Origin of the sequence: Paraburkholderia sp. A1RI-2L (assembly GCF_048957375.1) — a bacterium.
Taxonomy (GTDB): Bacteria; Pseudomonadota; Gammaproteobacteria; order Burkholderiales; family Burkholderiaceae; genus Paraburkholderia.
The window spans coordinates 527859-549730 of sequence record NZ_JARBTA010000002.1 but is presented as its reverse complement, the minus strand read 5'-3'; the positions used below and the strand labels follow the sequence as shown (position 1 = coordinate 549730).

Here is a 21872-nt window from a genome sequence, read left to right as displayed (position 1 = left end):
TGTTCAGCGCGCCTTCGGCTCCGCCAGTATGTGCAGCTTCCGATATTCGGCAGGGCGTCGCCCGGTCCACTTGCGGAACGCGCGATGGAATGCGCTCGGCTCGGCGAAGCCCACAGCGGCCGCGACGTCGGCGACCGAGCGCGCGGGGTCGCGCAATGCCTCGAGCGCGAGGTCGCGGCGCAGTTCGTCCTTGATCGACTGGCAACTGTGGCCTTCCTGGTGCAGGCGCCGGCGCAAGGTCGCGGGCGCGACGTTCAGGCGCTGTGCGAGGGTGTCGGCGTCGGGCCACGCGTGAGCCGGCAGGGCGCGTAGCGCACGCCGCACACGCGCCGCGAACGAGGCCGGATTGCGGTACTTCACGACGAAATTGCCGGGCGCGTTGCGCAGGAAAGCGCGCGCCGAGGCAGCGCTCTGAATCACGGGCAGGTCGAGGAACGCGGGTGCGAGGTCGAACCACGAATCGGGCTGGCCGAAGGCCATGTCCTCGCAGATCATCAGTTGGTACTCGCGCGCGTCGGGCGGCGCAGCGCAGCGAAAGCGCGCCGCAAGCACCGGAATGCGCCGCCCCACGAGCCAGCACAGCAAGCCGTAGACGAGGATGAACCAGGTGGCGTAGGCGAACATCGCCGGCACGGGCGTGCCCGCGCGCTGGCGGAATGCGATGCGCACGCGCGTGGCGTCGATATCGACTTCGCCGGTCAGGTCGTCGAGCACGAGGCGCATGAAGTGCACGCTGCGCTGCAGCGCCTGGCGGCCCGTCTGCGCGCCCAGCGCCGCGTGCGTCATGGCGATGAAGCTGCCGCTCTTCATGGCGTGCGAGTCCTGGCCGAGGAATTCGTCGTCGAGCGTGCGCGCGATGCCGGACCATAGCGCGCCGTACTGCGCGGCGCTCACGCGCACGTGCGGCGCATCGAGCGCGCTCGCCGCGATGCCTGCCGCCTCGACGACGGGCGCTACGTCGAACCCGCGCACGCGCGCGCGCGCCACCGTCTCACGCACGAGGCTCATCGCGATCGTGCCTTTTTCGCTCATTTTGCTGGTTTGCCCTGGCTGCAAGGATTGGCCTCCGGTGCGGTTATCGGAGACATTATGGCAAATTCGCTCATTGACTTTGATCGTGGCGGGCATCGAATGGGGGCGCGCGGATGCCTAAACTTTTCGTGGGCCTTGCGGCGGCGGCTGCACGGCGCGACAGTGGATGCACCCAACGCGCGTCTCGCGGCGCGAGCGCGCAGCGAAGGAGACAGAGATGGACGAGTTCTATACCGACGACCAGCGCATGATTCGCGACGCCGCGCGCGACTTCGCGAGCGAGCGCCTCGCGCCCAACGCGGCGCAATGGGACCGCGACGGCAAGCTGCCCGACGAGGTCGTCAAGCAACTGGGCGAACTGGGCTTTCTCGGCATGATCGTGCCGCAGGAACAGGGCGGCTCTTATACCGACTACGTGGCTTACGCGCTCGCGATGGAGGAGATTGCCGCGGGCTGTGCGTCGTGCGCGACGCTCGTGAGCGTGCACAACTCGGTGGGCTGCGGGCCGATCCTTCAGTACGGCAATGCGGAGCAGAAGGACCGCTGGCTCACGAAGCTCGCGAGCGGCGAGTTGATCGGCGCGTTCTGCCTGACCGAGCCGCAGGCCGGCTCCGAGGCCAACAATCTGCGCACGCGCGCCGAGCTGCGCGACGGCAAGTGGGTGCTCAACGGCAACAAGCAGTTCGTGACGAACGGTTCGCGCGCGAAGCTGGCGATCGTGTTCGCGGTGACCGATCCCGATGCGGGCAAGCGCGGCATCTCGGCCTTCGTCGTGCCGACCGATACGCCGGGCTTCAACGTGGGGCCGCACGAGAAAAAGATGGGCATTCGCGCCTCGGACACCTGCCCGATTTCGCTCGTCGATTGCGCGGTTCCCGAGGCGAACCTGCTTGGCCAGCGCGGCGAGGGCCTCAAGATCGCGCTGTCGAATCTCGAAGGCGGGCGCATCGGCATTGCGGCGCAGGCGCTCGGCATCGCGCGCGCAGCCTTCGACGCGGCGCGCGCCTATGCGCACGAGCGCGTGCAATTCGGCGAGCCGCTGATCCGGCATCAGAGCGTGGCGAACATGCTCGCCGACATGCAAACGCGCATCAACGCCGCGCGCCATCTCGTGCATCATGCGGCGAAGCTGCGCACGCTCGGCAAGCCCTGTCTTTCCGAGGCCTCGCAGGCCAAGCTCTATGCGTCGGAAATGGCCGAGGAAGTGTGCTCGCACGCGATCCAGATTCACGGCGGGTATGGCTTTCTGAACGATTACCCGGTGGAGCGCCACTACCGCGACGCGCGCATCACGCAGATCTACGAAGGCACGAGCGAGGTGCAGCGCATGGTGATCGCGCGTCAGCTATAAGAAAGGATGGCGAAGTAATTGATGCACCGATAAAAAAGCGCACATGCGCCGCGATTCAATCAGGAGACGACGATGACCGGGTTCACCCCTTCCGCGCAGGCCTTCATCGATGCACGCGAGCTGCTGCTGCGTCACCGCACCGACTACGCGCGTGCGTATGAAGTGTTCGCGTGGCCGCAGCTCGACACCTTCAACTGGGCGCTCGACTACTTCGACGTGATGGCGCGCGGCAACGACAACCCGGCGCTCTGGATCGTCGACGATCTCGCGAAAGGCGGCACGCGCTATTCGTTCGCGCAGATGTCCGAGCGCTCCTCGCGCATGGCGAATTTCCTGCGCGAAAACGGCGTGGGCCGCGGCGATCGACTCCTCTTGATGTTGCCCAACCGTGTCGAGTTGTGGGACGTGATGCTGGCGGCGATGAAGCTGGGCGCGGTAGTGCTGCCCGCCACCACGCAGCTTGCCGCCGACGACGTGCGCGAGCGCGTGGAGGCCGGCGGCGCGCGCTTCGTGGTGGTCGATGCAGCCGAGCTCGCGAAATTCGATGCGCTCGACGCGAGCGTGAAGCGCATCGCGGTGGGCGGGGCGCGAGACGGCTGGATCGATCTCTCGCGCGCCTGTGAAGCGAGCGCCGCGTTCGAGCCCGATGGCCCGACGCGCGCACGCGACCCGATGCTGCTCTATTTCACCTCGGGCACCACCTCGAAGCCGAAACTCGTCGAGCACACGCATCAGAGCTATCCCGTTGGGCACCTCTCCACGATGTACTGGATCGGCCTCATGCCCGGCGACTTGCACTGGAACATCAGCTCGCCAGGTTGGGCCAAGCACGCGTGGAGCTGCTTCTTCGCGCCGTGGAATGCGCAGGCCTGCGTGTTCGTCTACAACTACGCGCGCTTCGTGCCGAAAGACGTACTCGGTGTGCTCGTGCAATGCGGCGTGACCACGCTGTGCGCGCCCCCCACGGTGTGGCGCATGCTCGTGCAGGAACCGCTCGCGAGCTACGCAGTGAAGCTGCGCGAGATCGTGGGTGCGGGCGAGCCGCTCAATCCCGAGATCATCGAGCGCGTGCGCCACGCGTGGGGCATCACGATCCGCGACGGCTATGGCCAGACCGAGACCACCTGCCAGATCGGCAACTCGCCGGGCCAGCCCGTGGTGGCGGGCTCGATGGGCAGGCCGCTGCCGGGCTACCGTGTCGAGCTCGTCGATCCCGACGATCAGCCCGTGAGCGAAGGCGAAATTGCCTTGACGCTCGGGGCCGATCCGGCTCAACGCCCGCTCGGCCTGATGACCGGCTACGCGAACAACGCGAAGGCCACCGAGCAGGCGATGCGCAACGGCTACTACCACACGTCCGACGTGGCGATGCGCCGCGACGACGGCTACTTCGTCTACGTGGGCCGCGCCGACGACGTGTTCAAGTCATCCGATTACCGCCTGAGCCCGTTCGAACTGGAGAGCGTGCTGATCGAGCACGAGGCGATTGCCGAGGCGGCCGTGGTGCCGAGCCCCGACCCGTTGCGGCTTTCGGTGCCCAAGGCGTTCGTGATCGTGCGCCAGGGCTACGAGGCGGGACCCGATCTCGCGCGCGAGGTGTTCCGCTTCTCGCGCGAAAAGCTCGCGCCGTACAAGCGCATTCGCCGGCTTCAGTTCAGCGACTTGCCGAAGACGATCTCGGGCAAGATCCGTCGCGTCGAGCTGCGCCGCCGCGAAATGGAGCGCACGGATGAACCCGCGCGCCAGCCCGATGAATACTGGGAAGAGGATTTCCCCGAGTTGCGATGAAAACAGAGTGGAATCCGAAATGATCGAATTTGAGTACATGTGTGACGACACGGTGGCGCTCATCACGCTGGTGCGAGCGCCCGCGAACGCCTTTACCGTCGATGGCCTGTGCCAGCTTCAAGAGGTGATCGAGGCGTTCAACCGCGAGGCGAAAGTTCGCGCCATCGTCATCACCGGCAACGGCACGAAGTTCTTCAGCGCGGGCGCGGACCTGAACGCGTTCGCCACGGGCGATCGCGAAGTCGCGCGCACGGCGGCCTCGGCATTCGGCGCCGCATTCGAGGCGCTGCAGAACGCACGGCCCGTGGTGATTGCCGCGATCAACGGCTACGCGATGGGCGGGGGGCTCGAATGCGCGCTCGCTTGCGATATCCGCATCGCCGAGGAGCACGCGCAACTCGCGCTGCCCGAACCCGCCGTGGGCCTGCTACCGTGCGGTTGCGGTACGCAGACGCTGCCCTGGCTCGTGGGCGAGGGCTGGGCCAAGCGCATCGTCCTGACCGGCGAGCGCGTGGATGCCGCCACGGCGCTGCGCATCGGCCTCGTGGAGGAAGTGGTGCCGCAGGGCGGTGCGCGCGACGTCGCGCTCGCCATGGCCGCGCGCGTGGCGTCGCTGAGCCCGCAGGCCGTGTCGTTCAGCAAGTCGCTCATTCACCAGGCGCGCAACGGCGTGCCGCGTGGCGCGGCGCTCGCCGTGGAGCGGGAGCGCTTCATCGACCTGTTCGATTCGCCCAACCAGCGCGAAGGTGTTAACGCCTTCCTCGAGAAGCGCAAGCCGCAATGGCAAATTGACACGGAGAATTAAGCAATGAATGCAACACCCGCTTCCGCTCAAACAGCATCGGAGGACGGACCGGACGTGCTGTTCCGCGTGGTCAACCGCGTCGCGATTATCACGCTGAATCGTCCCGCCGCGCTCAACGCGCTCTCGCATGCGATGGTGCGCGAGATTGCGGTGCTGCTCGAACGCGTGCGCCATGACAACTCGATCGTCGCGCTCGTGCTCGAAGGTGCGGGCCCGAAGGGCTTTTGCGCGGGCGGCGACGTGCGCGCGATCGATAGTCTCGCGCGCGCGGGCAAGCGGCTCGGCGACGATGGCTGGCAGCAGTTCTTCGTCGACGAATATCGGCTCGATTTCGCGCTGCATACGTTCGACAAGCCGCTCGTCGCGCTGCTCGACGGCGTGACGATGGGCGGCGGCATGGGCCTCGGCCAGGCGGCGGCACTGCGCGTGGCCACCACGCGCACGAAGATCGCGATGCCGGAAACACGCATCGGCATGTTGCCCGACGTGGGCGCCACGCATTTTCTCGCGAAGATGCCAGTGGAGACCGAGCTGTATGTGGGGCTGACCGGCGTGCTGCTCACGGGCGCCGACGCGCTCCATTGCCACCTCGCCGATATTTGCGTGCCGGGCGAATGGCTCGACGGTTACGAGGCGCGCCTCGCGCAAGCGAGCATGGATGGGGACGTGCTCGCGGCGCTGCGCGCGGTGTTCGACATGCCGTCCGATGCGCCGGGTGCATCAGGGGTATCAAGTGAATCAAGCGCACCGGCAAGCGCATTGGCTGCGCGCGCACCGCTGATCGCGCGGCACTTCGTGCGCCGTGCGCGCGTCGAGCAGATCGTCGATACGTTGCGCGCCGATCTCGAGCACGAGCAGCCCGAGGACGTGCGGGCATGGCTTGCGGCCACGCTCGAAGCGCTCACGCATTACTCGCCGACCATGCTCGAAGTCACGCGCGAGGCGCTGCTGCGCGGCCGCCAGATGACGCTGGCGGAGAGCTTTCGCATGGAGCTCGGGATCGTTGTGCGCGCAATCGAAGAGGGCGACGTCTGCGAAGGCGTGCGCGCGCATCTCGTCGACAAGGACCGCAAGCCGCGCTGGGCGCCCGCGACGCTCGCCGAACTGCGCGACGAGCGAGTGCAGCATTTCCTGTCCTCGCCGTGGCGCGAGGAGACGCATCCGCTCGCCACTCTGGGTGCCTGATGCGCGCCGCGCGATGGATCTGCGCGGCGTCTCCATCGGCCCCATAAGCCCCCCATAGACCCGCACGAAGAAATAAAAATGCCCGCCGTGCGCGAAGCAGGGCGGGCACGGGCTTGCAACTGCAAGCGCGCCGGTGCGCTTTACAGATAGCTGCAGCAGTAGTCGAGCGTCTCGATCACGTCGATGTCGAAGCGGCTCTTGCCCGGCACCGAGAACGACTCGCCTGCGCCGTAGGTCTTCCACTCGTCGCTGCCGTCGAGACGGATGCGGCACTTGCCGCCTTGCACTTCCATGAGTTCGGGGGCGTCGGTGCCGAAGTTCAGCTGGCCCGGCAGGATCACGCCGAGCGTCTTGCGCGTGCCGTCGGCGAACAGCACGGTGTGCGAGACGCACTTGCCGTCGAAATAGACGTTGGCCTTGCGGACCACGGAAACCTGGTCGAATTGTGTTGCAGCCGTCATGGCGGTCTTCCTCTGAGTCTTCGTGAAATGGATGCGTTGGCGCGTGGCGGGCGCGGTTCTGCGCGCACGCAGCGGGACCGATATCATACCGGCACTCGCCGCGCGCATTCAGTGAAATCCCGTGAAATCCCCCGTGAAATGCGCCGCGTGTGTTTCCACCACGTTGACGATTTATTACAATCGATTTGGCAAATGAAAATCATACGCATTCGCAAGTAAGACTCAACACAGGATTCCTTTGACGCGGGCGGCCCGTGACGCCCGGCTCAAGACGTCTCCGCCTTCGATCCACGGGCGGCACGCCGGTGCCCACCGATCGTGGCCAGTTCAGCCACGAGCAGGACCGCTACGAGGGCTATCTCGTGACCGATTTGAAGGGCAACAACATCCGCTCGGGCGGGCCGTGCTCGGTGGCCTGCAACTGCAAGTGCCGCTCGCGTACTGGAACCCGAACAACCCGTGGACCGGCAGCGTGCTGCTCGACGGCGACAAAAGTTTCCCGGGGCCGACCACGAACACGCAGACCAACATCGCTTTGGCCTACCTGTTCGATAGCGTGCGGCTTTCGGAGCGCTGGATCTTCAACGCGGGCCTGCGCTTCGACCGCTATGACGTCACGGCGCAGCAGGCGGGTGTGCCCGATCTGTCGAACACCTCGAATCTCTTCAGCTACCAGTTCGGCCTCGCTCAAGCCGGTGCGCACGGTGAGCCTGTACGCGTCGTACGGCACGTCGGCGAATCCGCCGGGCGCGAATTTGGGCCTCGGCGGCGGCACCGGTTAGATCACGGCGACCAACCAGGACCTCGCGCCCGAGCGCGCGCAATATCGAATTGGGCGCGAAGTGGGATGTGCTCCACGAACGTCTGTGACGAAGTCGGTGGACTTGCAGCTGAACCTGAACAATCTCTTCGACAAGAACTATTACCAGAGCGCGTATCCGATCTACGCAACCTGGGCGCCGGGCCGCTCGGCGATGGTCACGCTGAATTTTTATCAGTGAGGCTTTGAGCCGGGGATGTAAACGAGGCAGGGGGCGCCTGAAGTACAACGGGCGCCCCCTGCGTTTTCTTGCACGCGCGCCATGCAGGCGCGCCCCGATGTTCGCTTACTCTCCCGCAACCGTGACCGAAGCCTCGGACGTGAGCATCATGAACGTGAAACTCTCCTGCAGATAGAGGCGCACGGTGTTCTCGTCGTGCGACGCATAGCCGATCGAAACGTCCTGGCCCAGGTGCAGCGCGAAGTCGCCGCCGCGCGTCGTGAGGATGCTGCCGCCTTCGAGCGCCGGCGCCCAGATGATCTCGCCTTTCACGAGGCGGCGGATGTGCTCGAGAATCGGGTAGCCCGAATCGCTCGCCTCGCTCACGGCCGTGTAGGCGTCGGAGCCGAGCAGCACCGCGTACGGGCCGTCCACGCCTTGCAGGCGCAGCTGCTCGAGCGCTCTCGCGATCACGACCGGATAATCGGCCACGTCGGCCGGCATCTGCAAGATCGGGTTCGAGGTGCCTTCGCGGATGCCCGTGATCTGCGCCGCCTTGTAGCCGTCGAAAATCGCGCGATCTTCGGCGAACGCGAGACGCGTGGCCGCGTCCTTGGCCGGCTGCCAGTCAGAGTCCTGCGCGCCGCGCTCGACATCGTCGATGGCTTCGCGCGACAGTTCGAACGGCACGCGCAGCTCGACCAGAGCCTTCACCTCGCGCTGGCGCGCGCGGATGCCTTCGAGCGGCGATTCGATGCCGCTCTGGTGACCGGTGCCGACGCCAGCGAGATCCACGCCGCCGGGGCCGTTCACGTCGACGACGCGGCGGCCCGCGAGCGAGCGCTTGAAGGTGCGCGCGACTTCTTCTTCGATTTGCGACCATGCGGCCGAGGAAATGGGCGCCAGCTCGCGATGGAGATTATTCATGCCGGGGTGCTCCTTTGAGAGATCCAATGGCGAGCGAGCCTTCCGCGCAGGCCGCGGCGGCGGGCTCGAATGAGGGTTGGTCTTCCAGGCTCGTGCTCACTGCGCCGGCCAGGCTCGGCTCGCGCTCGGCGAGCGCTTCGAGCAGCGGCTGCGAAGGCACGAAGAACAGGCTGCCCGTGACCGCGCGGCTGAAATCGAGCAGACGGTCGTAATTGCCGGGCGGCTTGCCGACGAACATGTTTTCCAGCATCTGCTCGATGGGCGAGGGCGAGCGCGCATAGCCGATGAAGTAGGTGCCGAATTCGCCCGAACCCGGCCGGCCGAACGGCATGTTGTCGCGCACGATCTTGACTTCGTCGCCGTTGGCGTCGGTGAGCGTGGTGAGCGAGCTATGCGAGCAACTCGGCTTCACGTCTGCGTCGAGCTCGATGTCCTGGAGCTTGGTGCGCCCGATGATGCGCTCCTGCGCCTCCACGGTCAGCGCATTCCAGCCTTTCATGTCGTGCAGGTACTTCTGCACCAGCACGTAGCTGCCGCCCGCGAACTCGGCGTCTTCATCCGCGCCGATCACCGTGAAGTGCCCGGCTTCGTTGCCGGTGGGGTTCTCGGTGCCGTCGACGAAGCCGATCATCGCGCGCATGTCGAAATTGCGGAAGCCGTGTACTTCGTCCACCGTCGTGACCGCGCCTTCGAGGCGGTTCATCAGTTGCGTGGCCAGCTCGAAGCACAGGTCGGTCTGGTCCGCGCGGATGTGCAGCAGCAGGTCGCCGGGCGTGGCCGCGGCCACGCGCTCGCCCGAGCCGAATTCGCGGAATGGATGGAGCTCGGCCGGGCGCGGGTTGCCGAACAGGCGATCCCATGCATCAGACGAAAAGCCCACCACGCACGAGAGATTGCCGCCCGGCACGCGCTTGCCGACTGCGCGCGCGAGGTTGGCGACGTCGGCGCACCAGGCGCGCACGGTAGCGCGGCTCGCGGCGTCTTCGTGGACGGTCGCGACGATGAAGATCGCGTTGCGGGTGACGGTGGTGGAGACAGGCTGGGGATCGGGCGTTGAATTGGGCTGCGTCATGGTGTGGGCGGGTCGCTGGACTGGGTTCTGCGTCGGGGGCGGCTTGTGGTTGGTTGGTTGGCTTGCGGCGATTCCGGGCACGGGCGTGGCGCAGGCGCGCCGGCTGCCCGCATAGTGTAGCCAAACTCGCGGAAACGGGCGGTTTGCAGGCGAGTGCCCTGACGTGCGACGATAGGCATCGTCACAGCGTTCGAGAGACAGACCATGTGGGATCACACCGAGCATGAAGGTTTCGAGATCTGGGTGCTGCCGATTCCGGCATTTGGGCCGCGCTCGCCCGAGCCGCTGTTTCACTACAGCGGCTACATCTGCCGCCATGGCGCGGACGCGCATGTGGAAGGGCGCAGCGTCCGCTTCCACGATCTGATGCGCAACCATGTCGGCGCCGACGCCGCGCTCGATGCGGCGTATGCCGATGCGCGTGAGCGCATCGACCGCTTTCACGCGACGGGAAGCTGGGGCGAAAGCCATTAGCCAGGGCGGCTAACGCACGAGCATCGGCGGAGTCAGGACGGGTTCAATGCCCGCCTGAAACGATCAGCATCACGGAGCGGCCCTCGCAGCCCTCGCTGCCGGGCATGGTGATCGCGCGCCAGTTTGTCGGCTGGCCGGGTGCGGCCAGCTCAGGGCCGGCGCTGTCGTGGCTGCCGGCATAAGTCACCAGCATGTTGAACGGCCAGGACGCGCGCCGCAAGCGCTCGTGCACGAGCGAGCCCACCCAGATCGGCGTGGGCGCGGCGCCGTCCGCGGCTTGCGCCGGAGCCAGCGCATAGCCCGTGGGCCAGAAGCGCAGCACGTCGCGGCGGCTGCCGGGACGTGCGGGGTCATTGGGCAGATGCGCGCGCTCGAACACCAGCGGCGAGGGCATGCCGTTGTTCAGCTTCGGCAGCAGCGGCAGCGCAAGCGCGTCCACGTTCGGCGCGACCAGCGAGAGCACGCTCCTCAGCGAGAATTGCGCGCCCTCGCTCCAGCCGGCTTCGTGCAGCGCCAAGCGCAGGTCGGCGGCGCTGGCGGCCCACTGGATCGTCATCGGTTCCCGACGCTCGCCTTTCATGTCGATGCGGTAGCATGCGAAGGTCCTCCAGAGCGAATCGGTCCACACGAGCTGCGTGATGGTTTGCGGCGGCGCTTCGGTACGCGAGGCGTGCGCCTCCGCGCGCTCCGCCGCGCCGCGCTGCAGTGCGAAAGCCAGCGCGAGCACGGCGAACACGACCGATGGCATGAAGTTGCGATTCGCTGGCCGCTGCGGATAGCGCCACAGCGAGAGCAGCACGACCATCCACACCCAGATCGAGGCGAAGGTCGCGCCGCCGATGGCATCGGAGAACAGGAAGCGGTCGAAATAGAGCCCCGCGAACGTCACCGCCACTACGAGCGCATTGCCGAACATCGCGACCATGGCCGCCTGCACCACGTTCACGCGCCGCACGAGCAGGAACATCGCGAAGCCGTAGACGATCACCATCGAGGCCACGCGGTCGCTCGGGAACACATAGGCGCCCACATGCGCGGCGCCGGCCACGTCGTGGTGGATCGCCACGCGCAGCGCGACGATGAGCGCCTGCGAGACGCCCGCGGCGAGCGCCCAGTAGCCGATGGTGCGCCAGCGCCGCTCGAATGCGAGCCAGAGCGTGATGGTGGCCACGAGCGCCGCGAGCGTGTAGTTGCTGCCGAGCGTCTCGACGTGAATGAGGACATCGTCGGCCCAGGTGGTGTGGATCGACTGGAGAAACTGGCGCACTGACTGGTCGATCTGCACGAGCGGGTCGCCGTTCAGCAGATCGCTGAGCACGTAAGAGAACACCGTCGCGCACAGTGGCACCAGCGCCGTGACGGCGATTAACGCGCCGAGCGCCGGCTCCCGTGGATCGAGCACCCGCGCAAGACGGCGCCCGGCCTGGCCCCGGTGGCCCGCCGCCCAGCGCGCCACGGCACGGCGCGACGCGCTGGCCCAGGCGTCCAGATGGCCGAGCGTTATCCGCGTGATGCTCCACACCAGCCAGCCCGCGAATACGATGATCGCGAGCGCGACCACGAGCCGGAACGACACGGCGCCCGCGAGTTGCAGCGATGCGCCGAACACCACGCCCGGCAAGATGTGCGCGGGCGCCCAGACGAGCGCCGAGATCACGTTCATCACGAAGAAGCGCATCGGCGACATCTCCGCCATGCCCGCGACGACCGGCACCACGGCGCGCATCGGCGCGACAAAGCGCGCGAGAATCACGCTGCGCGTGCCGTGGCTCTGGAAGTAGACCTGCGCTTTCTCGAGGATCACGGGGTAGCGGCTGAACGGCCAGACTTGGGCGATCGAGCCGCGATAGCGGCGGCCGAGCCAGAAGCTCAGCGCGTCGCCGGCTACGGCGCCCGCGATGGCCCAGGCGAACAGCCAGCCCAGATTGAGCGCGCCGGTGCCGGCGAAGGCGCCCGCGATGAACATGGCCGTGCTGCCCGGGAAAAACGTGCCGACCAGCGCGAGCGATTCGGCGAAGGCCGCGAAGGCCACGAACGCGAGCGTCCAGCCCGGATAGGCGGCAAGCAGGTGCAGCAACTGGACGTAGGCGTGCTCCATTGGAAAGGCGACTGGGTGCTGGCGGGGCGGCGGTTGATCGGCAACGGGCAAGGGGCAGGGGCTGCACGCGGCGCCCCATGCGCAATATAACCGGCTGCGCAAATGCGCGCGTGGAGCGGGGGCGGCCGGGTGCCGGTTGCCTCGCCAAAAGCACTGCGCCCCGCAGCGTGCTTGACGCTGCGGGGCGCGATGGATGGTATGCAAAGCGGCGCTGATGCTCCGTCGCGGCTTCTCAGTCGCTTCTCAGTGCCTCAATGCTCCACGGCCTCCATCGGCAGAAGCCCGGTCTGCCCATAGAACTCCTGCGCGGCGAACGCCTCGCGCTCCTTGCGCGCGCGTGCGCTGGTGTCGAGCCGGGATACCGCCCAGATGCCGACGAACGCGAGCGGCACGGAGACCAGCGCCGGATTGTCGAGAAACACGGGGGCATGCGCATGATGGAGCACGTCCACCCAGACCGACTTCGAGAACACCGTGAGCAGCACCGAGGAAACGAGCCCGAGCACCCCGCCGGCCACCGCGCCGCGCGTGGTCATGCCGCTCCAGAAGATCGACATCACGAGCACCGGGAAATTGGCGCTGGCCGCCACGGCTGCGACGAGCCCCACGAGAAATGCCACGTTGGCATGCTCGAACAGGATGCCGAGGCCGATCGCCACCGCGCTGAGCACGAGCGTCGCCACGCGCGAGATGCGCATCTCGCGCTGCTCGTTCTTGCGCCCGCGCGCAAGCCAGCTTGCGTAGAGATCGTGCGAGACCGTGGTGGCGCCCGAGAGCGTGAGGCCAGCGACAACGGCGAGGATTGTCGCGAACGTGACCGCCGCGATGAAGCCGTAGAAGAGATTGCCGCCCACCGCCTGGGCGAGCTTCACGGCCACCATGTTCGAACCGCCGAGCAGATCGGTCGTGAGATTGAAGTGGCCTGCCGCGTCGACGCGGAAGAACTCCGGATGCTGCGCGAGCAGCGCGATCGCCGAGAAGCCGATCACGAAGGTGAGCAGATAGAAGTAGCCGATGAACCCCGTCGCGTAGAACACCGACTTGCGCGCTTCCTTGGCGTTGGGCACCGTGAAGAAGCGCATCAGGATGTGCGGAAAGCCGGCCGTGCCGAACATCAGCGCGATGCCGAGCGAGAGGGCGTTGAGCGGGTCGCGGATCAGCTTGCCCGGTGCCATGATGGAGAGCGCGCCCGGGTGCACGTTGACGGCCTCGCGGAACATCTCGTTCGGGCTGAAGCCGAAGTGCGCGAGCGCGAGCACGGCCATGAAGGTCGCGCCGCACAGCAGCAGCCCCGCTTTGATGAGCTGCACCCACGTGGTGGCCTTCATGCCGCCGAAGAACACGTAGATCACCATCAGCGCGCCCACGACGATCTCGGCAATCCAGTACGGCAGGCCGAACAGCAATTCGATCAGCTTGCCCGCGCCCACCATCTGCACAACCAGGTAAAAGATCACGACCATCAGCGCATTGGCCGAGGTCATCAGGCGGATCGGGCCTTGCTCGAAGCGATACGCAATGACATCGGCGAACGTGAACTTGCCGAGGTTGCGCAGCGGCTCGGCGATCAGGAACATCACGAACGGCCAGCCGACCAGAAATCCGATCGAGTAGATGAGGCCGTCGAAGCCGAACATGAACACCATGCCCGAGAGACCGAGGAACGAGGCCGCCGACATGTAGTCGCCCGCAATCGCGAGACCGTTCTGCAAGCCGCTGATGCCGCCGCCGCCCGTGTAGAAGTCGCGCGCGGTGCGCGTGCGGCGCGCGGCCCATTGGGTGATGCCTAGCGTCACGAGCACGAACAGCAGAAACATGCCGATGGCGACGGGGTTGTGCTGCGGCTTGGGCATGGGCGCGGCCGCGCCGCCCGGCATATTGGCAAGAGCGAGGCTGCTGGCGGTGGCGAGTGCGAATGCGCAGAGAAGGCGAAGGGACTTCATGCCTGCACCTCGCCCTGGAACTTCGCGACGAGCGCGCGCATGGCGGGATCGAAGCGGCGGTTGGCGCGCAGCACATAGAGGCCGGTGAGCGTGATGGCGCCGGCGATGATAGCCACGCCCACGACAATGCCGACGCTGATGGTGGCGCCCGCATAGAGCGGCTGCGCGAGCCGGTGCGGCGCGAGCGCGACGATCAGGATGAAGCCGTAGTAGAGGGCGATCATGAGCGCGGTGAGCGTGAAGCTGAAGCGCCGGCGCACGGCAACGAGCTGCCGGTATTCTGGGTGTGCCTTGATCGTGTCGATTGCTGGGGTCGTCATGGTGTCTCCTGTGTCTCTTGTGTTTTTATGTCGAGTGTCTCGATCAAATCACGCCTTTGCTTTTCAGCTCGGCGATTCTTTCCGCTGAATATCCAAGCGTCTCATCCAGCACGTCGCGCGTGCCTTCGCCGAGTTGCGGCGGTGCGCGGCGCACGGGCATGCGTTCGCCGTCGAAGAGCCACGGCGGCGCGAGCACCGGCGTCGTGCCGCTTGCCGTGTGCGGATGCGGCTGCTGCGTGACGAGCCCGCCCTGCATGGCGCGTGGCGAGAGCAGCGCTTCGCGCAGGCCCGCCACCTCGCCGCATGGAATGCCGGCGTTCGCGAGACGCTCGAGCAACAGCTTGCGCGGGCGGCTGCCCAGCTCGCGCGTGAGTTCGGGCACGAGCGTCTCGCGGTTCTGCCCGCGCAGGATGTTGGTCTTGTAGCGCGCGTCGTCGGCGAGGTCGTCGCGCTCGATCACCTCGCGGCAGAAGCGCTCGAACTGCGCGTTGTTGCCCACGGTGATGACGAGCGGACCATCGGCGGCGTCGAACACGCCATAAGGCACGATGGACGGATGCGCGTTACCGTAGCGCGGCGGGTCTTCGCCCAGCAGCAGCGCTTCGAGCCCGTAGTAAGCGGTGATCATGAGGCCGCAGTCGAACAGCGCCATTTCGATGTGGCGCCCGCGCCCGGTGCGCTCGCGCTCGTACAGTGCGGCGAGCATCGCCTGCGCCGAGTACATGCCCGTGAACAGATCGACGGCGGCCACGCCGAACTTGAGCGGCGGCTGATGCGCTTCGCCATTCAGCGCCATCAGGCCCGCTTCGCCCTGCACGACGAGGTCGTAGCCGGGACGCTTCGCCTCGGGCCCGGTGCTGTCGTAGCCGGTGATCGAGCAATAGATGAGGCGCGGGTTCTCCGCGCTCAGCGCCTCATAGCCGAGGCCCAGCTTCGCCGCGCCGCCCGACTTGAAATTCTGGATGAAGATGTCGCTGGTCTTCGCGAGCTCGCGCGCGATCTGCTGGCCCTCCGGCGTTTGCAGATCGAGCGTGATCGAACGCTTGTTGCGGTTCACGCTATTGAAGTAGGCCGTCTCGGTCTTGCCGACGCGCACGCCCCAGTCGCGCGTGTCGTCGCCGCGGTCGGGATGCTCGACCTTGATGACCTCGGCCCCCAGGTCGCCGAGCACCATCGCGCTCCACGGTCCGGCCAGCACGCGCGAAAGATCGAGGACGCGTACGCCTGCGAGCGGCAGGCTTCTGTTGTCGGTCTGCATCAGCAGGCACTCCAGGTTCGTTGTGAATGAAAGGCCGCGCCGCGCATGTCCGCCATGGGAAGGCGGCCGTCGGCCCTCGCAACGGTCATGCCGCGGTGGATTCCAGCGCGATGTAGCGCGCGATATGATGATCCTCGTCGCCGAGCTGATGGTCGATCATCACGAGGCGCTTGGCGTAGTGCGCGAGCGGCAGCTCCCACGTCATGCCGATGCCGCCGTGCAGTTGAATGGCTTCTTCGGCTACGCGCGCGCCAATGCGCCCGATCGAGTACTTCGCCGCCGAAAGCGCGCGCTCGCGCGGCACGCGCGGTGCGTCGATGGCGGCCGCCGCGTTGATCACGGCAGAGCGCGCCTGCTCGATTTCGAGCAGCACGTCGGCCATGCGGTGCTGCAGCGCCTGGAAGCTGCCGATGGGCACGCCGAACTGCTTGCGCGTGCGCAGGTATTCGAGCGTGTGATCGCGCGCGACGTCCATCGCGCCCACGGCTTCCGAAGCGAGCGCGAGCAGGCCGTAGCCGCGCGCGTGCTCGAGCGTCGCGAAGCCCGCGTCTTGCGCGCCCACGAGCGCGTCGGCGCCGAGTGTCACATGATCGAGCGTGACTTCCGCCGCGCGTCCGCCGTCGATCTTGCCATAGCCGCGCACGCTCACGCCCTTCGCGTCGCGCGGCACGAGGAAGAGCGCAATGCCGGCTTCGTCGAATTCGCTTCCTGCGACGCGAGCGGAAACGAGCAGCACGTGCGCATGTTCAGCATGCTGCACGACGCCTTTCGCGCCTTGCAGCACCCAGCCGTCGGCGTGCTTTTCGGCGCGCGTGACGACGCGCGAAGCTTCGTAATGCGAGCCCGGTTCGTCGTGCGCAAGCGCTGCGATCTGCGAGCCGTCGATGAACGACGCGATGCGCGCGCGTTGCGCCTCGCTGCCCGCGTGCGCGAGCGCGCGGCCCACGATCAGCGTATCGAGAAACGGCTCGACCACGAGGCCGCGCCCGAGCGATTCGAACACGACGGCCACATCGAAGCCCTGGCCGCCGAATCCGCCAACGGCTTCGTCGAACAGTGCGCCGATCACGCCGAGCTCGGCGAAGCGCTGCCACATGTCGGGGCTGAAGCCCTCGCTGGAGCGCGCAATCTTGTCGCGCGCGTCGAAACCATATTGCTCCGCGATGAAGCGATTGAGCGTGTCCGCAAGCATGCGGCGGTCTTCGGTGTGCTGGAAGTTCATGACCGGGTCTCTCTTACTTTCTTAAAGACCGAGAATCATCTTGGAGATGATGTTCTTCTGGATCTCGTTGGAGCCGCCGAAGATCGACAGCTTGCGGTTGTTGAAGTAAAGCGCGGCGGCGCTGGCGGCTTCGTCGGGGCCGATGGTCTCGCCTTCGTAGCCTTCCTGCAGCGCTTCTTCAACGAAGGGCGCTGCGTACGGGCCCATCGCGCGGCGCAGCAGCGACGAGATCTCCTGGCGGATCTCGGTGCCGCGAATCTTCAGCATCGAGCTCTCCGCGCCCGGCACGCCGCCGCCCGCCACGGCTGCGATCACGCGCAGGTTCGTGGTCTTCATGTTTTCCAGGTCGATCTCGACCTTGGCCATGCGTGCCGCGAACTGCGGGTCCTGCGCGAGCGGCTTGCCGTTGCGCGTGACCTGTTGCGCGGCGCGCTTCAGGCGCGCGAGCGCGGCCACCGAAAAGCCCACGCCCGCGATGTTGGTGCGCTCGTAGGTCAGCAGGTATTTTGCGTAGGTCCAGCCCTTGTTCTCTTCGCCCACGAGGTTTTCCGCCGGCACGCGCACGTCGGTGAAGAACACTTCGTTTACCTCATGTTCGCCGTCGAGCGTGATGATCGGGCGAACCTCGATGCCGGGAGTGTTCATGTCGATCAGCAGGAAGCTGATGCCTTCCTGCTTGCGCACGTCCGTGGCGGTGCGCACGAGGCAGAAAATCATGTTCGCGTAATGGCCGAGCGTGGTCCACGTCTTCTGGCCGTTCACCACGTAGTAGTCGCCGCTCGCGTCGGTCTTGCGCACGGCGCTCGTGCGCACCGAGGCGAGATCCGAGCCCGCGCCCGGCTCCGAATAGCCCTGGCACCACCAGTCCGAGCCGTCGAGAATACGCGGCAGCCAGTGGCGTTTTTGCGCCTCGTTGCCGTACTTGATGAGCACGGGGCCTAGCATGTTCACGCCGAACGGCACGATGCGCGGTGCACCCGCAATCGCGCATTCGTTCTCGAAGATGAACTTCTGCACGGCGCTCCAGCCCGGGCCGCCATACTCCTTCGGCCAGTGATTCGCGAGCCAGCCCTTTTCGTTGAGCGTGGCGTGCCACGCGGCCATGTCATCGCGCGTGAGGTGCTTGCCGCTGCGCACTTTTTCGGCCACCCGCTGCGGCAGGCGCTCGCGCAGGAAGTCGAGCACTTCGCTGCGGAAGGCTTCTTCTTCGGCGGTGAATTTCAGATCCATGAGTCTTGCTCCTTGCTGCCCCGCATGAGCGCAGGCCGTGTTCAGTCGATGTGATTGAGGCTCGCGAAGTCCGCGCCGCGCTCGACCAGTTCGACGAGCAGCGGCGAAGGACGCCAGAACAGCGGGTCTTCCTTCGCGAATTCGCGGATGTCGGCGAGCACGTTCGCGAGGCCCACGGTGTCGGCATATTTCATCGGGCCGCCGCGATAGCGCGGAAAACCATAGCCGTACAGCAGCGTCACGTCCACGTCGAGCGGGCGCAGCGCGATCTTTTCGTGCACCACGTTCGCGCCTTCGTTGATCATCGCGGCCATGTAGCGGCGCATGATGTCCTCGTTGCTGAACGTGCGCGGCTTGATGCCGGCGCGCTCGCGCTCGGCGGCGATGATGGCTTCCACTTCCGGATCGGGCGTGCCCGCGCGTGCCCCTTCGGGGTACAGGTAGAAGCCACGGCCCGTTTTCTGGCCGAACCAGCCGCGCTCGCACAGGCGGTCGGCGATCTGCACGTAGCGCGCGTTCGGGTCGCGCGTGGCCGCGCGGCGCTTGCGCGTGGCCCAGCCGATGTCGCCGCCCGCGAGATCGACCACCTGGTACGGGCCCATCGGGAAGCCGAATTCGCGCACGGCCCGGTCGATCTGGTACGGCGAGGCGCCGTCTTCCATCAGATGATCGGCGGCCGTGCGGTACACGGCGAGGATGCGGTTGCCGATGAAGCCGTCGCACACGCCCGCGCGCACCGGCACCTTGCGCAGCTTCTTCGCGAGCTCGAACGCGGTGGCCACCACATCGGGGCTGACGGCCTTCGGCACCACGACTTCGAGCAGCTTCATGATGTTCGCGGGCGAGAAGAAGTGCAGGCCCACCACGTCTTGCGGACGCCCGATGCTGGCCGCGATGGCGTCGATGTCGAGATACGAGGTGTTGGTCGCGAGCACCGCGCCCGGCTTGCAGACGCGGTCGAGCCCGGCGAACACGGCCTGCTTCACGGCGATGTCTTCGAACACGGCCTCGATCACGAGGTCGGCATTCGCGAGTGCATCGTACGCGGTGCTGCCGTTCAAACGCGCGAGGATCTGCGCCTTCGCTTCGGGCTTCATGCGGCCCTTGGCGATCAGGCCGTCGTAGACCTTCTCCACATGCGCGCGGCCGCGGGCGAGCGCGGCGTCGTCGCGCTCGATCATCGTCACGGGCAGGCCCGCGTCGAGCACGGCCACGGCGATGCCCGCGCCCATCGTGCCGCCGCCGATCACGCCGACGGTGTCGATCGCGCGCGGCGCGGCGCGCTTCGTTTCAGGCGCTTTCTGTACTTCGCGCTCGGCGAAGAACGCATGGATGAGGCCCGCGCGCTGCGGGCTTTCGAGGCAGGCGAGGAACTGCTTGCGCTCGAAGCGCAGACCTTCCTCGAACGATTCGTCGAGCGCGGCCTGCACGCAATCGACGATCTTCATTGGCGAGAACAGGCCGCGCGACTTCTTCTCGGTGTCGGCGCGCGCGGCGACGATGGCGGCTTGCGCGGCGGCGCGGTCGGCGAGCCCTTGTGCGTCGCGCGTGCGGCGCACAAGGGCATGCGAGTTTGCGTGATTCGCCAGCAGTTCCTGCGCATAGGCGAGGCCTTCGGCGAGGATGTCGTCGCTCGCGCCCACACGGTCGACCAGACCGAGCTTGAGCGCTTCCTGCGCGCCCACGTGGCGGCCGCTCAGCATCAGCGAAAGCGCGGCTTCCGCACCGATCAGGCGTGGCGCGCGCTGCGTGCCGCCCGCGCCGGGCAGGAGGCCGAGCTGGACTTCGGGCAGGCCGAGCTTCGCGCCCGCCACCGCGAGCCGGTAGTGCGCGGCGAGCGCGACTTCGAGTCCGCCGCCGAGCGCCGCGCCGTGAATCGCCACGATCACCGGCTTGTGGCAGCCCTCGATGCGGTTGACCACGTCGGGCAGCGCGGGCGCTTGCGGCGGCTTGCCGAATTCGCGGATGTCCGCGCCGGCGATGAAGTTGCGCCCCGCGCCGACGATCAGCACGGCCTGCACGGCCGCATTCGCCTCGGCGTGCTCGATGGCGGCGGCAAGACCGCGCCGCACGTCCACGCCCAGCGCATTCACGGGCGGATTGTCGACGGTGACGAGCAGCACCTTGCCGCGCAGTTCGTGACTAACCGGGGAAAAAGCGGAGGAGGGAGCTGCCGTGTCGATTGCCATGAGGGATGTCTCCAGAAGAATAGGGTGCCTGATCGGTGGCCGGCCGGCGGCTGGCCGGCCAGGATCGCGGTTCTCCAATGTGGGCTTCATTCTGTGGATGCCAGCGCCAATTGACAATCCCATGGTTGATTGACATGCTGTCAAAGATTATTTGACAATGAGGTCGATCGTGGACGTCAATTCATTGACCTTGCTGGTGGAGATCCTCGACGCCGGCAACCTGAGCGAGGCCGCGCGGCGTCTCAAGATGAGCCGCGCGAATGTGAGCTACCACCTCAACCACCTCGAAAAATCCATCGGCCTGCAACTCGTGCGGCGCACCACGCGCCGCGTGGAGCCCACCGAGATCGGCCTGAAGCTCTACGAACACGGACGCGCGATCCAGAACGCGCTGCTCGCGGCGCACGAGTCGGTTTCCACGCTCGGGCAAAGCCTCCAGGGGCGCGTGCGCTTATCGGTGCCGAGCGGCTATGGGCAGCTCGTGATGTCCGAGTGGCTGATTCGCTTCAAGCGCCTGTATCCGGGCATCGTGCTCGACGTGATGTTCGAGAACCGCGTGGAAGACCTGCTGCGCGACGAAGTGGACATCGCGGTGCGCGTGATGCACGAGCCGCCGCAGAATCTCGTGGCGCGCGACATGGGCGCGGTGCGATATGTCGCGTGCGCGTCGGCGCCTTGGGCCGCGGAGCACGGCATGCCAGAAACGCTGGAAGACCTCGCGCGCGCGCCAGTCATTACCGCGACGGTGGTGGGGCGGCAACTGCGCCTCGCGGGCTACCTCGGCGAGGAACGGCACGAGGTGCTGCTCGAACCGTCGATCATTTCGGAAAATTTTCTGTTTCTGCGCCAGTCGATTCTGGAGGGGCTGGGTGTGGGCATCGTGCCCGACTACGTGGTCCACGACGACCTGCGCAACGGCCTGGTCGTGACCTCGCTCGACGCGTGGCGGCTGAGCATCTTCGGCACGCATATGTACCTGCTCTACATGCCCAACCGCCACCATACGCGCGCGGCTTCGACCTTCATCGACTACGTGTTGACCGAGGCGCGCAAGAGCGGGCGCGGCGCTGTCGTTGGCGATCAGATGTCCTGAGCGGGTTTGCCTGGCGCGCGCGAGGGTTGCGCGGCTTCATCGTCATCGCTCGCTTCGTGCGTCTCGCGCGTGTCGCCACGTTGCGCGCACGCGCCGGTCGTGGGCGGGCGCCCGCGCGTGGCCGCCGTGACTCGCACGCGCTGCTGGATGCCGGCCTTCGCGAGCATGTGCGCGCTGATGGGCGCGGTGAGGAACAGGAACGCGGGAATCAGCAACTCGTGCAGGCTCGCGAAATTGTTGTGCGTGCTGAAATAGATCACGGAGGCGAGCACGATTCCGCCCACGCCTAGCGTGGTCGACTTCGTCGGCCCGTGCAGGCGCATGAAAAAATCGGGCAGGCGCGCGAGCCCGATCGCGCCGATCAGCGTGAACAGGCTGCCGATCAGCAGCAGCGCGCTCACGATTGCTTCGACAACGGTTTGCATCGGCTGGCCTTTTCGTCAG

Annotated in this window: 17 protein-coding genes and 2 pseudogenes; 7 read left to right on the top strand and 12 right to left on the bottom strand. The window is 66.7% G+C overall.

The genetic code is table 11. The features are described 5' to 3' along the window. Positions 1-3 precede the first annotated feature (3 nt). Positions 4-1032 (bottom strand): AraC family transcriptional regulator, encoded by a 1029-nt coding sequence (locus PWP93_RS17335; protein ID WP_421045275.1) that lies wholly within the window; start codon positions 1030-1032, stop codon positions 4-6. Positions 1033-1249: 217 nt separating this feature from the next. Between PWP93_RS17335 and PWP93_RS17330 the strand changes: the two genes are divergently transcribed. The 4 genes from PWP93_RS17330 to PWP93_RS17315 all read left to right on the top strand — a co-directional run bounded on the left by PWP93_RS17330 (position 1250) and on the right by PWP93_RS17315 (position 6161). Next, positions 1250-2383 (top strand): acyl-CoA dehydrogenase family protein, encoded by a 1134-nt coding sequence (locus PWP93_RS17330; protein ID WP_421045274.1) that lies wholly within the window; start codon positions 1250-1252, stop codon positions 2381-2383. 72 nt (positions 2384-2455) lie between these two features. Continuing rightward, on the top strand, positions 2456-4171 hold the full coding sequence (locus tag PWP93_RS17325) for an AMP-binding protein (RefSeq protein WP_421045273.1): 1716 nt from the start codon (positions 2456-2458) through the stop codon (positions 4169-4171). Positions 4172-4190: 19 nt separating this feature from the next. Continuing rightward, positions 4191-4976 carry an enoyl-CoA hydratase gene (locus PWP93_RS17320; RefSeq protein ID WP_421045272.1) on the top strand — a complete coding sequence of 262 codons (786 nt, stop codon included), beginning with the start codon at positions 4191-4193 and terminating at the stop codon, positions 4974-4976. A gap of 3 nt (positions 4977-4979) precedes the next feature. Then, positions 4980-6161, top strand: coding sequence for an enoyl-CoA hydratase/isomerase family protein (locus PWP93_RS17315; protein ID WP_421045271.1), 1182 nt, complete (start codon positions 4980-4982; stop codon positions 6159-6161). Between the two features lie 140 nt (positions 6162-6301). Here the strand turns inward: PWP93_RS17315 and PWP93_RS17310 are convergent, their stop codons facing one another. Further along, complete coding sequence (locus tag PWP93_RS17310; protein WP_421026057.1) at positions 6302-6622, bottom strand: pyrimidine/purine nucleoside phosphorylase; 321 nt, start codon at positions 6620-6622, stop codon at positions 6302-6304. A 323-nt stretch (positions 6623-6945) separates the two neighbouring features. Between PWP93_RS17310 and PWP93_RS17305 the strand changes: the two are divergent. Further along, a pseudogene (locus tag PWP93_RS17305) lies at positions 6946-7623 on the top strand (TonB-dependent receptor domain-containing protein); the annotation flags it as partial. A gap of 105 nt (positions 7624-7728) precedes the next feature. Here PWP93_RS17305 and PWP93_RS17300 read toward each other — a convergent pair. After that, a complete protein-coding gene (locus tag PWP93_RS17300; RefSeq protein WP_421045270.1) occupies positions 7729-8529 on the bottom strand; it encodes a family 1 encapsulin nanocompartment shell protein in 801 nt (266 codons plus the stop codon). Continuing rightward, positions 8522-9601 (bottom strand): Dyp-type peroxidase, encoded by a 1080-nt coding sequence (locus PWP93_RS17295; RefSeq protein ID WP_421045269.1) that lies wholly within the window; start codon positions 9599-9601, stop codon positions 8522-8524. The genes PWP93_RS17300 and PWP93_RS17295 overlap by 8 nt, the downstream gene beginning before the upstream one ends. A gap of 204 nt (positions 9602-9805) precedes the next feature. Between PWP93_RS17295 and PWP93_RS17290 the strand changes: the two genes are divergently transcribed. Further along, entirely contained in the window at positions 9806-10075 is a 270-nt protein-coding gene (locus PWP93_RS17290; protein WP_421026054.1) for a hypothetical protein, read from the top strand. 43 nt (positions 10076-10118) lie between these two features. Here the strand turns inward: PWP93_RS17290 and PWP93_RS17285 are convergent, their stop codons facing one another. The 7 genes and pseudogenes from PWP93_RS17285 to PWP93_RS17255 all read right to left on the bottom strand — a co-directional run bounded on the left by PWP93_RS17285 (position 10119) and on the right by PWP93_RS17255 (position 20335). After that, positions 10119-12173: a VTT domain-containing protein gene (locus PWP93_RS17285; RefSeq protein WP_421045268.1), complete on the bottom strand. Its 2055-nt coding sequence runs from the start codon at positions 12171-12173 to the stop codon at positions 10119-10121. Between the two features lie 251 nt (positions 12174-12424). Then, a pseudogene (locus PWP93_RS17280) lies at positions 12425-14192 on the bottom strand (cation acetate symporter). After that, positions 14113-14436 (bottom strand): DUF485 domain-containing protein, encoded by a 324-nt coding sequence (locus tag PWP93_RS17275; protein ID WP_421045267.1) that lies wholly within the window; start codon positions 14434-14436, stop codon positions 14113-14115. Before PWP93_RS17275 ends, PWP93_RS17280 begins: the two are co-directional and overlap by 80 nt. A gap of 43 nt (positions 14437-14479) precedes the next feature. Continuing rightward, the gene (locus PWP93_RS17270; RefSeq protein WP_421045266.1) at positions 14480-15694 is read right to left on the bottom strand and encodes a CaiB/BaiF CoA transferase family protein; all 1215 of its coding nucleotides are present in this window, start codon (positions 15692-15694) and stop codon (positions 14480-14482) included. A gap of 85 nt (positions 15695-15779) precedes the next feature. After that, a complete protein-coding gene (locus tag PWP93_RS17265) occupies positions 15780-16916 on the bottom strand; it encodes an acyl-CoA dehydrogenase family protein (RefSeq protein WP_421045265.1) in 1137 nt (378 codons plus the stop codon). Between the two features lie 21 nt (positions 16917-16937). Continuing rightward, positions 16938-18146, bottom strand: a complete 1209-nt coding sequence (locus PWP93_RS17260) for an acyl-CoA dehydrogenase family protein (RefSeq protein ID WP_421045264.1) — start codon at positions 18144-18146, stop codon at positions 16938-16940. 41 nt (positions 18147-18187) lie between these two features. Continuing rightward, positions 18188-20335: a 3-hydroxyacyl-CoA dehydrogenase NAD-binding domain-containing protein gene (locus tag PWP93_RS17255; RefSeq protein WP_421045263.1), complete on the bottom strand. Its 2148-nt coding sequence runs from the start codon at positions 20333-20335 to the stop codon at positions 18188-18190. A 169-nt stretch (positions 20336-20504) separates the two neighbouring features. On the opposite strand from PWP93_RS17255, the gene PWP93_RS17250 reads away from it, so the two are divergent. Then, complete coding sequence (locus tag PWP93_RS17250) at positions 20505-21428, top strand: LysR family transcriptional regulator (protein WP_421045262.1); 924 nt, start codon at positions 20505-20507, stop codon at positions 21426-21428. On the opposite strand, the gene PWP93_RS17245 is transcribed toward PWP93_RS17250, so the two are convergent. Beyond that, entirely contained in the window at positions 21416-21853 is a 438-nt protein-coding gene (locus tag PWP93_RS17245) for a Na+/H+ antiporter subunit G (protein WP_421045261.1), read from the bottom strand. The genes PWP93_RS17250 and PWP93_RS17245 overlap by 13 nt on opposite strands. Positions 21854-21872 lie beyond the last annotated feature (19 nt).

What these genes read in the sequence shown, in the direction of transcription:
- PWP93_RS17335 (WP_421045275.1), bottom strand. Translation starts at nt 1,032, where the DNA reads ATGAGCGAAAAAGGCACGATCGCGATGAGCCTCGTGCGTGAGACGGTG.
- PWP93_RS17330 (WP_421045274.1), top strand. Translation starts at nt 1,250, where the DNA reads ATGGACGAGTTCTATACCGACGACCAGCGCATGATTCGCGACGCCGCG.
- PWP93_RS17325 (WP_421045273.1), top strand. Translation starts at nt 2,456, where the DNA reads ATGACCGGGTTCACCCCTTCCGCGCAGGCCTTCATCGATGCACGCGAG.
- PWP93_RS17320 (WP_421045272.1), top strand. Translation starts at nt 4,191, where the DNA reads ATGATCGAATTTGAGTACATGTGTGACGACACGGTGGCGCTCATCACG.
- PWP93_RS17315 (WP_421045271.1), top strand. Translation starts at nt 4,980, where the DNA reads ATGAATGCAACACCCGCTTCCGCTCAAACAGCATCGGAGGACGGACCG.
- PWP93_RS17310 (WP_421026057.1), bottom strand. Translation starts at nt 6,622, where the DNA reads ATGACGGCTGCAACACAATTCGACCAGGTTTCCGTGGTCCGCAAGGCC.
- PWP93_RS17300 (WP_421045270.1), bottom strand. Translation starts at nt 8,529, where the DNA reads ATGAATAATCTCCATCGCGAGCTGGCGCCCATTTCCTCGGCCGCATGG.
- PWP93_RS17295 (WP_421045269.1), bottom strand. Translation starts at nt 9,601, where the DNA reads ATGACGCAGCCCAATTCAACGCCCGATCCCCAGCCTGTCTCCACCACC.
- PWP93_RS17290 (WP_421026054.1), top strand. Translation starts at nt 9,806, where the DNA reads ATGTGGGATCACACCGAGCATGAAGGTTTCGAGATCTGGGTGCTGCCG.
- PWP93_RS17285 (WP_421045268.1), bottom strand. Translation starts at nt 12,173, where the DNA reads ATGGAGCACGCCTACGTCCAGTTGCTGCACCTGCTTGCCGCCTATCCG.
- PWP93_RS17275 (WP_421045267.1), bottom strand. Translation starts at nt 14,436, where the DNA reads ATGACGACCCCAGCAATCGACACGATCAAGGCACACCCAGAATACCGG.
- PWP93_RS17270 (WP_421045266.1), bottom strand. Translation starts at nt 15,694, where the DNA reads ATGCAGACCGACAACAGAAGCCTGCCGCTCGCAGGCGTACGCGTCCTC.
- PWP93_RS17265 (WP_421045265.1), bottom strand. Translation starts at nt 16,916, where the DNA reads ATGAACTTCCAGCACACCGAAGACCGCCGCATGCTTGCGGACACGCTC.
- PWP93_RS17260 (WP_421045264.1), bottom strand. Translation starts at nt 18,146, where the DNA reads ATGGATCTGAAATTCACCGCCGAAGAAGAAGCCTTCCGCAGCGAAGTG.
- PWP93_RS17255 (WP_421045263.1), bottom strand. Translation starts at nt 20,335, where the DNA reads ATGGCAATCGACACGGCAGCTCCCTCCTCCGCTTTTTCCCCGGTTAGT.
- PWP93_RS17245 (WP_421045261.1), bottom strand. Translation starts at nt 21,853, where the DNA reads ATGCAAACCGTTGTCGAAGCAATCGTGAGCGCGCTGCTGCTGATCGGC.